This window comes from Paenibacillus rhizoplanae, assembly GCF_042684125.1.
Lineage (GTDB): Bacteria > Bacillota > Bacilli > Paenibacillales > Paenibacillaceae > Paenibacillus_AQ > Paenibacillus_AQ rhizoplanae.
In genome coordinates, this window is sequence record NZ_JBHUKY010000062.1 from 1 (window position 1) to 14,032 (window position 14,032).

At 51.1% G+C, this 14,032-nt stretch carries 14 protein-coding genes; 12 read left to right on the plus strand and 2 right to left on the minus strand.

What is annotated here, in order from left to right; all coding sequences use genetic code 11:
* Positions 1 to 188 precede the first annotated feature (188 nt).
* The 4 genes from ACFSX3_RS25360 to ltrA all read left to right on the plus strand — a co-directional run bounded on the left by ACFSX3_RS25360 (position 189) and on the right by ltrA (position 3,421).
* Positions 189 to 539 carry a hypothetical protein gene (locus tag ACFSX3_RS25360; protein ID WP_209993475.1) on the plus strand — a complete coding sequence of 117 codons (351 nt, stop codon included), beginning with the start codon at positions 189 to 191 and terminating at the stop codon, positions 537 to 539.
* Positions 536 to 871, plus strand: a complete 336-nt coding sequence (locus tag ACFSX3_RS25365) for an Imm3 family immunity protein (protein WP_339223591.1) — start codon at positions 536 to 538, stop codon at positions 869 to 871. Before ACFSX3_RS25360 ends, ACFSX3_RS25365 begins: the two co-directional genes overlap by 4 nt.
* 102 nt (positions 872 to 973) lie before the next feature.
* A complete protein-coding gene (locus ACFSX3_RS25370; protein WP_209993474.1) occupies positions 974 to 1,579 on the plus strand; it encodes a DUF1349 domain-containing protein in 606 nt (201 codons plus the stop codon).
* Between the two features lie 549 nt (positions 1,580 to 2,128).
* A complete protein-coding gene (ltrA, locus tag ACFSX3_RS25375; protein WP_209993473.1) occupies positions 2,129 to 3,421 on the plus strand; it encodes a group II intron reverse transcriptase/maturase in 1,293 nt (430 codons plus the stop codon).
* A 473-nt stretch (positions 3,422 to 3,894) separates the two neighbouring features.
* Here the strand turns inward: ltrA and ACFSX3_RS25380 are convergent, their stop codons facing one another.
* Positions 3,895 to 4,440 (minus strand): hypothetical protein, encoded by a 546-nt coding sequence (locus tag ACFSX3_RS25380; RefSeq protein ID WP_209993472.1) that lies wholly within the window; start codon positions 4,438 to 4,440, stop codon positions 3,895 to 3,897.
* Between the two features lie 123 nt (positions 4,441 to 4,563).
* Here ACFSX3_RS25380 and ACFSX3_RS25385 point away from each other — a divergent pair, with 123 nt between their 5' ends.
* Positions 4,564 to 5,148, plus strand: coding sequence for a TetR/AcrR family transcriptional regulator (locus tag ACFSX3_RS25385; protein ID WP_209993471.1), 585 nt, complete (start codon positions 4,564 to 4,566; stop codon positions 5,146 to 5,148).
* Positions 5,149 to 5,152: 4 nt separating this feature from the next.
* Here the strand turns inward: ACFSX3_RS25385 and ACFSX3_RS25390 are convergent, their stop codons facing one another.
* A complete protein-coding gene (locus ACFSX3_RS25390; RefSeq protein WP_209993470.1) occupies positions 5,153 to 6,118 on the minus strand; it encodes an NADP-dependent oxidoreductase in 966 nt (321 codons plus the stop codon).
* Positions 6,119 to 6,301: 183 nt separating this feature from the next.
* Here ACFSX3_RS25390 and ACFSX3_RS25395 point away from each other — a divergent pair, with 183 nt between their 5' ends.
* The 7 genes from ACFSX3_RS25395 to galA all read left to right on the plus strand — a co-directional run bounded on the left by ACFSX3_RS25395 (position 6,302) and on the right by galA (position 14,014).
* Positions 6,302 to 6,889, plus strand: coding sequence for a TetR/AcrR family transcriptional regulator (locus ACFSX3_RS25395; RefSeq protein WP_209993469.1), 588 nt, complete (start codon positions 6,302 to 6,304; stop codon positions 6,887 to 6,889).
* A gap of 66 nt (positions 6,890 to 6,955) precedes the next feature.
* Positions 6,956 to 7,894, plus strand: a complete 939-nt coding sequence (locus ACFSX3_RS25400; protein ID WP_209993468.1) for an aldo/keto reductase family protein — start codon at positions 6,956 to 6,958, stop codon at positions 7,892 to 7,894.
* An 18-nt stretch (positions 7,895 to 7,912) separates the two neighbouring features.
* Complete coding sequence (locus ACFSX3_RS25405) at positions 7,913 to 8,935, plus strand: SDR family oxidoreductase (protein WP_209993467.1); 1,023 nt, start codon at positions 7,913 to 7,915, stop codon at positions 8,933 to 8,935.
* Between the two features lie 209 nt (positions 8,936 to 9,144).
* Positions 9,145 to 9,804 (plus strand): class I SAM-dependent methyltransferase, encoded by a 660-nt coding sequence (locus ACFSX3_RS25410; RefSeq protein ID WP_209993466.1) that lies wholly within the window; start codon positions 9,145 to 9,147, stop codon positions 9,802 to 9,804.
* An 80-nt stretch (positions 9,805 to 9,884) separates the two neighbouring features.
* Positions 9,885 to 10,349 (plus strand): YfbM family protein, encoded by a 465-nt coding sequence (locus ACFSX3_RS25415; protein WP_209993465.1) that lies wholly within the window; start codon positions 9,885 to 9,887, stop codon positions 10,347 to 10,349.
* Positions 10,350 to 10,418: 69 nt separating this feature from the next.
* Positions 10,419 to 11,423 carry a CapA family protein gene (locus ACFSX3_RS25420; RefSeq protein WP_417629296.1) on the plus strand — a complete coding sequence of 335 codons (1,005 nt, stop codon included), beginning with the start codon at positions 10,419 to 10,421 and terminating at the stop codon, positions 11,421 to 11,423.
* A 224-nt stretch (positions 11,424 to 11,647) separates the two neighbouring features.
* The gene (galA, locus tag ACFSX3_RS25425) at positions 11,648 to 14,014 is read left to right on the plus strand and encodes a beta-galactosidase GalA (RefSeq protein WP_209993464.1); all 2,367 of its coding nucleotides are present in this window, start codon (positions 11,648 to 11,650) and stop codon (positions 14,012 to 14,014) included.
* Positions 14,015 to 14,032: the final 18 nt, after the last annotated feature.

Consider the following 14,032-nt stretch of genomic DNA (forward strand, 5'->3'; position numbering starts at 1 on the left):
GAAGAACAAAACAGCAGTTTTTTGTCAACTACAGGATTGGATCTCCGGTTTACCCAGCTATATCAAGGGTTTGTTTGGGGATTTGAGCTGCGAAAGTTGAGTTAATAATGTGTTAATTTCACTTAAAGAATTACCTGTTGATTATAATTCCTTCATAAGAGATGTTAACAAAGTAGAGGTGAAGTAAAGTGCTCTGGAATTATAAAGAACTTGAACAGTTTATTGCGGAAGATTTTGAAGAATTTTTGGAGGAAGGCTTATCATTATCGCAAGTCACAGAAAAATTGCTTGTTGAATATCATCGTGGAATCGTAAGGAGTAACGTTGAGAAACTAGTTGTTTATTTGACAGTTGCTCTTCTTTCTCTTGAAAAAAATTATCTTAGAGAAGATATACAATTTGAATTAAATAGTATTATTGATATTTCCTCCACAACCTTAAAGCAAGAATTAGCAGCCGAGGATGCTGAGAAGGTTTTGCAGGATATTGAAAAATATAATCAAAAGTTGATGAATGGGGATAAGAGGGGGAATATATGAAAGTTTGGAGTTATAAAGAATTTAGTGAATACATACGTGAAGTTTTTAATACTTCAATAAGTGATGGACTAAATACTCTCCAAGCAGGAGGGAGATGCTTGTACGAGTTATCCAATGCTATAGAGGAGGGGGAAGTTGAGAAAATTATATTTTATGTTTGCTTAGCAGATTTACAAATTGATAAAGGTGTAGTCTCACAACGAATCCTCGATGAAGTGAAAAATATTATTAAGGATTTTAATATTGATAAATTCGCCAATGAGTTAGAGAAGGAAGATATTGAGGATTTGAGCAGACTTGTTCAAAAAGTGAAGGTTAAGCTATGTATTTAATGAATCAAAAAAACGAATAAATAGTATTAACTGGGATTTAGCTAAGGATTGAAATATAATAGTAGTATATTTTGAATTTCCCAAAAATAGGAGGACTACCAAATGACCAAGACTGATCTCGAAACATACCAGTGGATGAATGAGGGGAACATCAGGTTTGAGGATGACAGTATTATATTAGAAGCTACTGCTAACAGTGATTTTTTCTGCAATAACGGGGCGGTTGCGGAAGAAGGGCTGACGCCTGAGAGCCTGACCAATGCGCCGTTCTTCTATACTGAAGTATCCGGGGATTTCGTACTGCGGGTGAAGGTGAGTCATGACTTCCGGGATACGTACGATTCTTCGTCCATTATGATAATGCAGGATCTGTCGGTCTGGGCGAAGGCCTGCTTTGAGCTGACGGATTTCGATACCCATGCTGTGGTCAGCGTAGTTACGAACCAGACCTCGGATGATGCGAATGGCTGCAATATTGAAGGCAATGAGGTATGGCTGCAGGCCGCCAGATCCGGGAATGCTTTTGCTTTTCATTATTCGACCGACGGCGTACGGTTTGACATGATGCGTTTCTTTAACCTACCGGTGGGAGACACGGTCAAGGTCGGGTTGTTGGCGCAGGCCCCTACTGGCGATGGCGGGGATAGAATATACAAGCATTTCTCACTGGAGCAGCGGACGGTGAAAAATATAAGAGCCGGCGAATAGCCGGCTTTTTTGAAAGGCGTGCCCAGAGGCACGCATTATCTAGTTGGTGCAAGTCCAACCAAGAGAGGGGCCAAGCCACTCTTGTAGCTAGGATGCTTGCGCATGGCGAAATCTGTGTGTAAAAGCGCATCGACAAAAGTACCGGTCAGAGACTGGGCGAGCAACAACCCAGGCCGTAACATCAAGTGAATCCTGCCGCGTCGTCAAAAAGGCCCTGCGAAGGGGAAGAGAGGAAGCCGAGTCCCGCTTTCATGGACGAAGGCCAAGGAAGCTGTACAGAACTTGGAACAACAGTGAAGAATCCTCCGGGGTATAGGGATCGGCATGGGTTGAAAGATAATGCAGTGAACTGGGGAGACCCTCCCCCACACGGGGGTTTTTTTTTTTAGAAACCCGTAAATAGGCGCTCTATAAGTCCAAAAGACGAAATGAACCGTCTGTGGGAAGGGAGTCCGAGGGGCTCGTAGTACCGAAGAACCTAAGGACAACATAACCTTAGGGAGGGAAGGAGCCCTGCTTTGTTTACGCTTTTGGAGGAGGTACGAGTGAGTGAATGCCAACCGGCTAACGACACCCAAAGAAAAAGTTCAAGAACTCCAAGAAAAGCTAGGTCATGCGGCCAAGGAGAACAACAAGCGTAAATTCCATGCGCTGTACGACAAAGTCTATCGCTGGGATGTGCTGAGTGAAGCCTGGAGACGAGTTAAGGCAAACAAGGGAGCGGCTGGAGTAGATGCCGTGACGCTCGCAGATATTGAAGCACAAGGAGAAATACGGTTCCTGAAGGACTGTGAGCGAGAATTGAAAGCAGGCAGCTACTATCCAGAGCCCGTACGGCGGCACTATATCCCAAAGAAAGACGGGAAACAAAGACCGCTGGGTATCCCGACGGTGCGCGACCGAGTCATACAGATGGCAACGAAACTCGTGATTGAACCGATCTTTGAAGCAGACTTCGAAGAAGTATCCTTCGGATTTCGCCCGAAGCGAAGTGCGAAAAGAGCGCTGGATCGAATCCGGAAAGCCTGCAACCGCAAAGGGAATTGGGTAGTCGACGTCGATATCCAAGGCTACTTCGACAATATTAACCAGGAGAAACTTATGAAATTGGTACAAATGCGTATCAATGACAGGCGAATCCTGAAATTAATACGGAAGTGGCTTCAAGCGGGTGTGATGGAAGAAGGAAACGTAAGGCGTTCCGATTTAGGCACACCGCAAGGTGGGGTGATTTCACCGCTACTGGCGAATATCAATCTGAATTACTTTGACCGACTATGGGAGAAATACGGAAGGGGGTTGGGAGAACTGACAAGGTATGCAGACGACCTGGTGGTGGTCTGTAAAACCAAAAAGGACGCCGAACATGCTTATGAGCTCATAAGCAGGATTATGGAACGTCTAGAGTTAACCTTACACCCGGTCAAAACTCGCATTGTAGGCCTGTGGACAGGAGAGGAAGGATTCGACTTCTTAGGAATGCACCACCGAAAAACGAAAGCAGAAACCTCTCAAGGGAAGGTGTACTATACCACCCAGCAGTGGCTAACGAAGAAGGCAGAGGAACGTATTCGAGGCGTGGTCAAAGATAGATTAGCACCGCCCGGCATGCGATCTAAATCGTTTGCGGAACACGTGAAATGGCTCAATCCGAAGATACAAGGATGGAGAAATTATTACTACACGAACTACAGCCAAAAGAGATTAGCTAAGCTAGACTGGTATATTCTGCAGCGATTAACCCGGTGGTACGCGAAGAAGAGACAGCGCAGAAGATGGATGAGTTCACTATCTGAAGTCAAGTATATAGCCAACATGAATGGACTAAAAACGCTATTGTGATCTGCATGCTCATGAATGACAAACATCGGAAAGCCGTATGAGGGAAAACCTCACGTACGGTTTGATGAGGAGGGGCTGGTTAATCCAGCCCTTTACTCTAGATATATTTTGGCTCCTCCGCAAAGTACCTGAGTCATCATCGAAGCTAAAAGGGGCTAACCCATCGCTCCTTTGGGAATGGTTGGGTGGTACCTCCATTTTACCGGTATGAGCGACTTTTTTAGGATGGACCTATCATTTTCCGCTTAAACAGCGGAGCGGGCAGAACGATTGTATAAAAGCGAAGCGTTCACCTTTGTGTCCGGATTTTCACCGCTAAGGGGGAATGAAAGAAATCTGGACACAACAGTGATTGGAACAACGTTCTGTTTGCGGAGCGTCCACCCAAGTGCTCACGTTGATCCCACTCCGCAATAAAGAGCTGTCCCAAGCAGCCATTTCATGGCTTTCGAGTCAGCCTCTTAATTTTCTGTTCAGCTTGAACCTTTGGCCTGTCGTGGCCAGATGAAATAAGTGACGGTGATGATCAGGTCAATGCCGACCACCACGGACCATACGCTCAGGATACTTAACAAGGCCTCCGTGCGGGCGGCATCGTCAATCCAGATAATGAGACCATACAGAATCCCGGCAGCGAGCACAAAAGAGAGCAGGTGCTTCACCCAGCCCTGGAAATAATGCTTGGCATGGTCCATGCCGTAACGCTTGGCCGGCTTCGCCCCTTGCTTGGTAACATAGTAGCGGAAGCGTTCGTCGGCCCAAGCGATCATGCTTTTACCGAATACAATGGACACGGAGATATACACGGCTGCAAGCGCATGTGCTGTCGTAGCGGTAGCGCCTCGTGCCAAGTCCACGCCGGAGATCATTAACAGAAGGAGATCGAGGACCGGAGTCATCGCCAGGAAAATCAGCCCCAGTGTTGGCCGCTTGAAGATATAACGTGCTGTAAAGCCTGCAAGAATGACCACCCAGAACAAGACCTCACAGGTAACAATCGCCCATGCAACCAGATTCATATCGCACCCCTTGTTATAGTTGATAGTAGTTATAGCCTAATCGAAGTATAACAGCGGATTTTAAGTAATACAACTGTATTATTTAAATTGTGCTTATGTTTTCCGGTATGCTACAATATGGGCATGCCAAAAATAGTAGATCATTCCGAACGAAAATCGAATATTGCCGAAGCTACCTGGCGGGTCATTATCCGGCAGGGAATTAAAGGGGCTACGGTGCGTAATATTGCTGCCGAGGCGGGTGTTTCTTTGGGCGCGCTGCGCCATTATTTCTCCACTCAGCATGAACTGCTGGAGTTTGCTATGAATCTGGTGAAGGAGCGCGTAACAGCGAGGATTGTGGATATTATGCAGTCGGAGCTTCCTCCGCGGGAGCAGATTATGAAAGTGCTGCTGGAGCTGCTCCCTACGGACGACAGCAGCATGGCTGAGATGGAGGTATGGTTCGCCTTTACCTTCCATCTCAAGACTGGCGGGCAGAGAGCTACTGAGCTTAATGATGCGATCTATCCGCTGATTGTGCAAATTATTGACTATCTGGATCAGCATGCGCTCTTCAAGCAGGGGCTGGATAAGGATGATGAAGCCGAACGGCTGTATGCCCTGATTGACGGCTTGGCCCTTCATGCCATGCTTGAGCCTGACAGGATGAACAAACAACGTGTGATCCGGGTGCTGAATATTCATCTGGAATCTATCTTGGTATAATGTTCTATCCCTGTTGTCTCAGGATCACTAATTTCCCCCGAACCTTCCTGGTCTCATAATGATTATGTGCTTCTACTATCCCCTGCATAGTAAACGGGAAAATCTCCTCCACATGCACCTTAAGCTTATGTTCGCGGACTTGCTGGATAATGGAAGCCAGATCCCTTGGGTTCGGCTCGATATAGGCAAACTGGGCTTCGATTCCGCGAACCTTGGGGTGGGTGGCGATCAGTGGGTCTACCAGGGAGATCAGCCTGCCGTTGTCCCGCAGAATCTGGAGGTTCTTCTGTTCGGTTGCTCCTATTCCAGTATCCTCATCAACTTCCGTCTCTCTCACCATATCCAGTACAACATCTACTGTGCCGGCTGCTTCTGCAAAATCAGTGGTCGTGTAGTCAATAACCTCATCTGCTCCAAGCTGCCGCACAAATTCATGATTATACGCCCGGGCTGTGGCCAAGACATAGGCGCCGTGCTGCTTGGCCATTTGCACCGCAAGATGTCCCACGCCTCCAGCGCCTGCGTGAATAAGAATCCGCTGGCCGGAATGCAGCTGGCCGTACTGGAATAAGGACTGCCAGGCTGACAAGGCAGCAGCGGGCAGTGCGGCAGCTTCCTGATAGGAAAGCTCGGGCGGAATAACAACCGCTGAGTTCTCTTCCAGGGCTAAGAAGTCTGCATAACCGCCGCCGGATCTGGAGAGCCCCATGACGCGGTCGCCCACCTTCAGCCGTGACACATTTTTCCCCGCCGCCCTCACTATTCCGGCTACTTCTACACCCAGCACATGCGGAAATTGGAGCTGCACCACATCCTTGAATGCGCCTGAGCGCACCAGTTGGTCTGCGGAACTGACAGTTGTGGCGTACATTTCAATGAGCACCTGACTCTCCGTGATAGAGGGAGTAGGGAGTACTTGTTCTGTGAATACTTCGGGATTACCATAATGCTGAATAGCAATTGCATGCATAGCTAAATCCTCCGATCCGTGTATTTTGAACCTCTGTTGATTTACAGGTAGACGTTCACTATAATGATCCTACCAGTGTGGTATAGCTGCATCAATTGCTAGAATTTCGGAATCTGTTCAGTATTGTACAGAATCTGGAGAAGTGTACAATTCAAGGCGAACGGGACGAAGAAGGGGTTATCTATGGATAGAAGGATACGTAAATCGCAGGAGGCTATTATTGAAGCTTTTATCCAGCTGATTGCAGAGAAGAACTTCGAACAAATCACGATAAACGAAATTGCCGAGCGGGCAAATGTAAGCAGGGGCACCGTTTATTCGCATTTTACCGACAAATACGATCTGCTGGATCAGTGCATCAGGACACATTTTGTCAAGCTGATTGACAGCTGTCTGCCGTGCGGCGAGCAGGCGCTTTTTCCCACAGAGGCGGCTCTGCACTATACGTTCCGTTACCTCGATGAGCACGCTTCCTTCTATGCAGCGGCACTGGCTAACCAGGGGGTTCCCGCGTTCCGAAATCGTCTGCAGGCGGTACTGATGCGGGGGTTCGACAAACAGATGGATATGAGCGGCATTAACAAGATGATGGACAAGGGAATCCTGGTGCAATTTCTGGCTGTGGCAATGACCGGCATGATCGAACAGCTGGTTACGCGTGCAACGTCCTATTCAGCAGCAGAACTGGCAGGGCAATTGTGGGCGCTGATGGAGCGCAACCAGATGGTCCCGCCGTCCGCTCCGCTTTCAATTTCTACCAAATTGTTCTAGAATAAGTAGGTGCATATAGCAACCGGTTGGCGGGACCCGCCGGATTCAGAGAGGAGCAAGGGATGAATGAAATACCGCAGATTAGGTGGGACCGGACTGAAGGTCAGTGAGATCAGCCTGGGAAGCTGGTTGACCTACGGAGGATATGTGGAGCAGGACAATGCCGTTAAGGCCATTGAAACCGCTTACTCCCTGGGCATTAATTTTTTTGATACCGCGAATGTCTATGAGAAGGGGGCGGCGGAAAAGGTGCTGGGAGCTACCCTAAGCAGCTATCCGCGCGAATCCTACGTGCTGGCGACCAAGGTGTTCGGGGTCATGGGTGACGGTCCCAATGACCGCGGCCTGTCCCGTAAGCATATTACCGAGCAATGCCATGCCAGCCTGAAGCGGCTGGGCGCTGAATATGTGGATCTGCTCTACTGTCACCGGTATGATCCGGAGACCCCGATCGAAGAGACGCTGCGCGCGCTGGATGATCTGGTCCGTCAGGGCAAGGTGCTCTACGTGGGAGTCAGTGAATGGACAGCGGCGCAGATGACCGAAGCTCTAGCGGTTGCTGACCGGTATCTGCTGGATCATATCGTGGTCAACCAGCCGGTCTATAATATGTTTGAACGTTATATCGAGAAGGAGATTATCCCGCTTGGGTTGCACAAGGGAATCGGACAAGTCGTATTCTCCCCGCTCGCTCAAGGTCTGCTGACCGGCAAATACAGTTCGGTCTCCGATATTCCGGCAGACAGCCGGGCTGCCCGGCTCGACTGGATGCGCAAAGGAATTACGGAGGAGAAGCTTACGAAGGTTCAGGAGCTGGGCAAGGTTGCCGCTGAACTGGATATCTCTGTAGGCAACCTGGCACTGGCCTGGATTCTGCGCCAGTCTAATGTATCCAGTGCCTTGGTGGGCGCGAGCCGCCCTGAGCAGGTGGAGGAGAATGTGAAGGCTTCCGGCATTGAGCTGAATGAGGATATACTGACTCGAATTGAAGAAATTATTGGCTAAGAGAGAGGGAGGATACAGATGAAGGTTCTATTTATCGGAGGTACGGGACTTATCAGTCAGGCGGTTTCCCGGCTGGCAGTGGAACGGGGAATAGAACTGTATCTGTTCAACCGTGGAGAACGCAGCAGCTTCGTGCCGCAGGGCGCACAGGTGATACACGGTGATATCCGTGGCAAGGAGCAGGCCGCCGAGGCGCTGAAGGGGTATGACTTCGATGTTGTCGTCGACTGGATTGCCTTCACGCCGGAGCATGTGCAGACGGATATTGACCTGTTCACTGGCAAGACGCGGCAGTATATCTATATCAGCTCGGCTTCGGCGTATCAGAAGCCCCAGCGTAATTATTTGATTACCGAAGAGACCCCGCTGGTGAACCCGTACTGGCAGTATTCCCGGGACAAGATTGCTTCTGAGGAGCTGCTTCTGGAAGCGTATCAGAGCAGCGGCTTCCCGGTGACGATTGTCCGTCCTTCCCATACTTACGGAGATACAGCCATTCCGGCGGCGCTGACCAGCTGGAGTCATCCATGGTCCTTAGTGGAACGTATCCGCAAGGGCCAGCCGCTCGTCATTCATGGCGATGGCACCTCTCTATGGACATTGACGCATAATACGGATTTTGCCAAAGGCTTCGTTGGTTTGCTGGGACTCCCTGAGGCGATTGGAGAAGCGGTTCATATTACCTCGGATGAGGTGCTGAACTGGAATCAGATCTATGCGGCCATCGGAGAGGCCGCAGGCCGTGAGCCGAAGGTTGTACACATGTCTACAGATTTCATCGCTGCGAACACCCCGGCGGGAACGGCGGACGGGCTGATCGGGGATCAGGCAGTCAGCAGTGTATTCGACAACAGCAAGATCAAACGTCTGGTGCCTGACTTCCAGGCCACCCTGCCGTTCGCGGAAGGCGTGAAGCGCTCGGTGGCCTGGTTCGAAGCCCAGCCGGAACGCTGCACCTCAGACCATGACTGGTTCAAAATGCTGGACGGATTGATCGCCAGACAAGGCGTCGATGCGAAGCTGCTTAGCTATTATGTATAAGTAGATTTTATAGATACAAGTCCTATAGATTACGCTGAGCAGGTGCTGTCCGTTAACGGGTAGCGCCTGTTTTGCTTGCGAAGCCATCCACCCTAATGAAGCTTACGAAATAATCCCCATGTCAGGCTGCTGCGAGGTTATAGCATGAAACCGGGATTCGTGAATATACTCTGACTACCGAAATCCCCACGAGTAAAGGAGTCCTGGCCATGCCGACACATCCTTACGTCTCCCGTTTTTTTGTGAATACCGATGCACGCCGTGACAAGCTGATTTATGATTTGCCGGAAGCCTGGTGGAGCCGTCCGTATGAATACGAATGGTGTACCCATTTCATCTCACCGCATGATGTGGTATTGGATGCAGCCTGCGGAATCTCTCACCCGCTCAAATTCTATCTTGCTGAGCATAGCGCTGAGGTCTATGCCTGTGATAAGGATGCCCGGATTCTGTCGCATGAAGCGATTATGCAGAATATCACCGAGGATATCGGAGCAGCGGCAGCCCGGCAGGTGGAGGCGGGACCGATGAATAGACTGCATCTAGCCCAGGCAGATCTGACCTCGCTGCCTTATGAGGATGAGTGTTTCGATACGGTTTTTTGTATCTCGGTGCTGGAGCATCTGTCGGTACAGGAAACGGTGCTGGCCGTCCGCGAGTTTCATAGAACGCTCAATGGAGAAGGGCTGCTGGTGCTGACCTTCGATCATCCGACCGTCAATCTGCCGCGGATGAATGAGATTCTGCTGCAGGCCGGATTTCAATATTGGGGCGAGACGGATTTCAATCTTCCGGCAGATGCCGTGCGTACAGACCAGTGGGGCGGCTTGAGCTGCTTCCGGGCAGTGCTTAAAAAAGCGCAAATCTAGCAAAGTTCACCCATCATTTGGTTGTTTCCTTCCAGTGTAGTAGAATAGCGTCAAGACATAAGAAAGAAGGAGACAATCTCATGGGGATGATCGGCAATTATCTGGCTGTAAATGCTGAGCTGCTTCAGTCGATCCGGAATGAAGAAGTGAGCCTGCACGGGATCGGGCCGAAGCTTGATATTGATAAGTCCTGGCAAGCTCTACATTATACACTGAATGGCGGACAGGAGGGCAATCAGTCGCCTCTGGGCGCGGCTGTGCCTCTAAGCAGTCATTATATCGGGCACTATTCGGATGCCGAGGTGTTTGCCCTGGAACCGGATGAGGTGAAGCTAACCGCAGAGGCCCTGGAGGGAATAGAAGAAGCCTGGCTCCGGGAACACTATGATTTCCGGCAGATGATGGAGGAAGGAATCTACCCGCTTATCGAGGATGATGAGGCGGAGGAGTTCTTTGATTATATCTTAACTTACTTCAAGGCCATCCGGGAGTTCTACCAGCAGGCAAGCGCGAGTGCATCCTGCGTTCTGTTCTATATTTCCTAGTCACAGTCATCATTACATTACATTTGAAAAAGGAGTTAGAGAACTTTGCGCAGATATGCTTTTATGTTCATGATTCTGCTTCTGCTGGTCCCGGCTGCGGGTATAAGCGCCCAGGGGGCCGCTCCGAAGGAGAAGATTCGCCTTACGTTTGCCGGGGATATTCTGCTGGACGGCTTTGTCGGCGACCAGATTGCCAAATATGGCGTTGATTTCCCGTTCGCTAAGGTAGCGCCGGTGCTGCAGAAGGCAGATCTTGCTTTTGCCAATCTGGAGACTCCGGTCTCGGTGCGCGGGGCTGCGGCCAGCAAGACATTCGCCTTCCGCTCCAAGCCGGCGGCACTCGCGGGATTAAGTGCAGCAGGGATCGACGGCGTGACCGTCGCCAATAATCATATTCTCGATTACGGCAGAACCGCGATGCTGGACACGCTGGTCCATCTGGATAAGAACAACATTGGGCACACCGGTGCAGGTGCTAATATCGATGAAGCCTTCAAACCGTATGTTAAGACCGTCAAGGGCAAGCGGATCGCGGTTCTTGGAACAAGCCGTGTACTGTCTGCCCCCTCCTGGTATGCAGGCAAGAACAGCCCGGGTGCAGCCTCCGCCTATACGGCAGAGCCGCTGCTGAGTGCGATTAAGAAGTCTGCCAAGGATAATGATTATACGGTTGTATATATTCACTGGAATCAGGAATTCAAGGATTACCCGGAGGCGTATGCGCGGAAGCTGGCCAAGCAGATGATCGACAGCGGAGCGGATATCATCCTTGGCGCGCACAGTCATTGTCTGATGGGTATTGAATATTACAAGCATAAGCCGATCTATTATTCACTGGGCAATTTTGTGTTCAACCGTTCTACACGGGGCGGAGACAAGACCCTGCATTCCATGCTGGTTAACTTCACCATCAACCCTTCTGGGGTAACCAGCAGTATCACTCCGGTCAAAATCATTGGCGGCCAGCCGAATTTCATGGGGGAAGCCTACAATAAAGAGACCATCCAGAAGCTGAACCAGCTCTCCTTCAATGCGAAGGTTGCAGCGGGCGGGGCAGTCAGCGAGAAGCAGTGAAATAAGCCGTATGAAGCCGCCTGTAGGAAATAGTTCGTACGAAGTCATGTCTTACAAGCCCGGGGAGCTGCTTCCGAATCCTCCCCAGGCTATTTGGCGTGTTCCCGGTATTATTCATTTTGTGCTATTCATTCTTAGCATTGTGCTAACCGCGCGGTGTGAATCTACACTACAATATGAATATTAGTTCTGCTAAGGAGGATGACACATAAGTGGGGACGGAAATGGCAAGAAGCAAAGTGAACTTTGACAGGGACTGGGGCTTTTATCAAGGGGAGCTTCATATTCCTTATGCAGTTAAGGGTGGAATGACCGGCGGTATTACAGATACGGACTCTCTTAGGGAGGGGGAGTGGCTGGATATCGCTTACCATGATAAAGGAATGAGTGAGCAGCAGCTGGAATGGACGGCCGTCAGCCTGCCGCATGACTGGTGTGTGGAGCAGGAGTATGTCCGGGATGAGGGATTAGGTTCAAGGGACGGCAGCCATGGGTATCTGCCCGGAGGGACGGGCTTCTACCGCAAAACCTTCGCGCTTCCGGCAGATGCTGACGGGTCCAAGTGGAATATCCGCTTCGACGGGGTATCAGGCACAAGCACAGTCTGGGTCAACGGGCATCTGATCGGCTCGCATCAGGGCGGTTATATCGGGTACAGTTATGATCTGACAGATGTGCTCCGCTATGGTGAGGAGGGCATGAATGTCATACTCGTCAAGGTGGATGCTACAGAATGTGAGGGCTGGTGGTATGAAGGCTGTGGCATTTACCGGCATGTCTGGCTGGAGTCCACGGACTGCCTGCATGTGGCTGAATACGGCACTTACATTACGACACCGGAGGTGGCAAAAGAACAGGCATCCGTTCATCTCTCTACCCGTATCCGCAATGATTATACCGAAGGAAAGCAGATATCTCTGCACACGGTTATCTATGATGCGGATGGAATACAGGTCGGTGAGGGGACGGCGGAGGCTTATGCAGACTGGTATGCGGAAGTAGAGCTGGAGCAGAGCTTCTGCGTGGAGCAGCCGAATCTCTGGAGCCCTGAATCTCCTTATCTGTATAAGGCGGAGTCGGTCATTAGGGTTGCCGGACAAAAGCTTGACCGGTATGAGACCGTGTTCGGCATCCGCAGCATCCGTTTCGACTCCAAGGAAGGGTTCTTCCTGAACGGGGAACCGCTGCTGATCAAGGGGACCTGCAATCACCAGGATTTCGCCGGGGTCGGCGTAGCGCTGCCTGATAGCCTCATTGAATATAAGCTGAAGCTGCTGCAGGAGATGGGCTCCAATGCCTACCGCAGCGCGCATCATCCGCCAACGCCTGAGCTGCTGGATATCTGTGACCGGATTGGCATGCTGGTGATGGATGAGAACCGTAAGCTGGACAGCAGCCCGAACGGCCTGAGCCAGCTGTCGCGGATGCTCTACCGTGACCGCAACCATCCGTGCGTAATCATCTGGAGCCTGGAGAACGAAGAGGTGCTTGAAGGCACCTTGACGGGCGCCCGGGTACTGAAGACACTGGCAGACTGGACGCGCCGTATTGATCCGACCCGTCCGACTTGTGCAGCGATGAACCATGGCTGGCATGAGAATGGCTATAATGACGCTGTCGAGATTACAGGTTATAATTACGGGCACAGACAAGACGTAAGCATTGACCTCCATGATCATGAGCGATACCCGGACCGCCTAATGATCGGCAGTGAATGTGCCAGTTATACCGCTACGCGGGGCATCTATGAGGATGATCCGGTCAAGGGCTATTGCTCTGAATACGGCACGAACATTCCTTCATGGGGCTGTACCCCGCAGCAGGCATGGAGCGATCTGGTGCAGCACCGCTTCCTGACCGGCGTGTTCATGTGGACAGGCTTCGATTACCGGGGAGAGCCGACTCCCCATCTCTGGCCGTGCATCAATTCGCATTTCGGGCTGATGGACACCTGCGGCTTCCCGAAGGACAGCTACTACTATATGCAGTCTGTCTGGAGGGAGGAGCCGATGGTCCATGTGCTTCCGCACTGGAACTGGCCCGGGTCTGAGGGCAAGCCGGTGGAGGTGCGGGTGTTCGCAAATACCGATACCGTTGAGCTGAGTCTGAACGGCAGAAGTCTGGGTGAGCAGCAGGTGGATACGAACGGGTATTTGTCGTGGGAGGTTCTCTATGAACCCGGTGAGCTGCAAGCCGCCGGCAAACGGGGCGGCCATGTTATCGCCGAGAAAACTGTGGTCACCGCCGGTCAGCCGTACCAGATCGCCTTGTTCCCGGACCGGCTGGAGGCGCAGGCGGACGGCTCGGATACGATTCCGGTTCGCGTAGCCGTGCTGGACAAGCAGGGCTACGTTGTTCCGGCGGCGGATCACGAGATCCGCTTTGAAGTGACGGGAGCGGGGGCGCTGCTCGGGGTTGGCAACAGCAATCCAAGCAGCCATGAGCCGGATAAGTCGGTGCTGCGGCGTGCTTTTAACGGATGGTGTCTGGCGCTGATTCAGACTTCTGCCGCAGCGGGCGCCATTCAGGTTCGGGCTGTAGCTCCAGGGCTTGCGTCTGCGGAAGTGGTGCTGCAGTCCGTTTCGGAATAGAATAGCTATAACGAATTC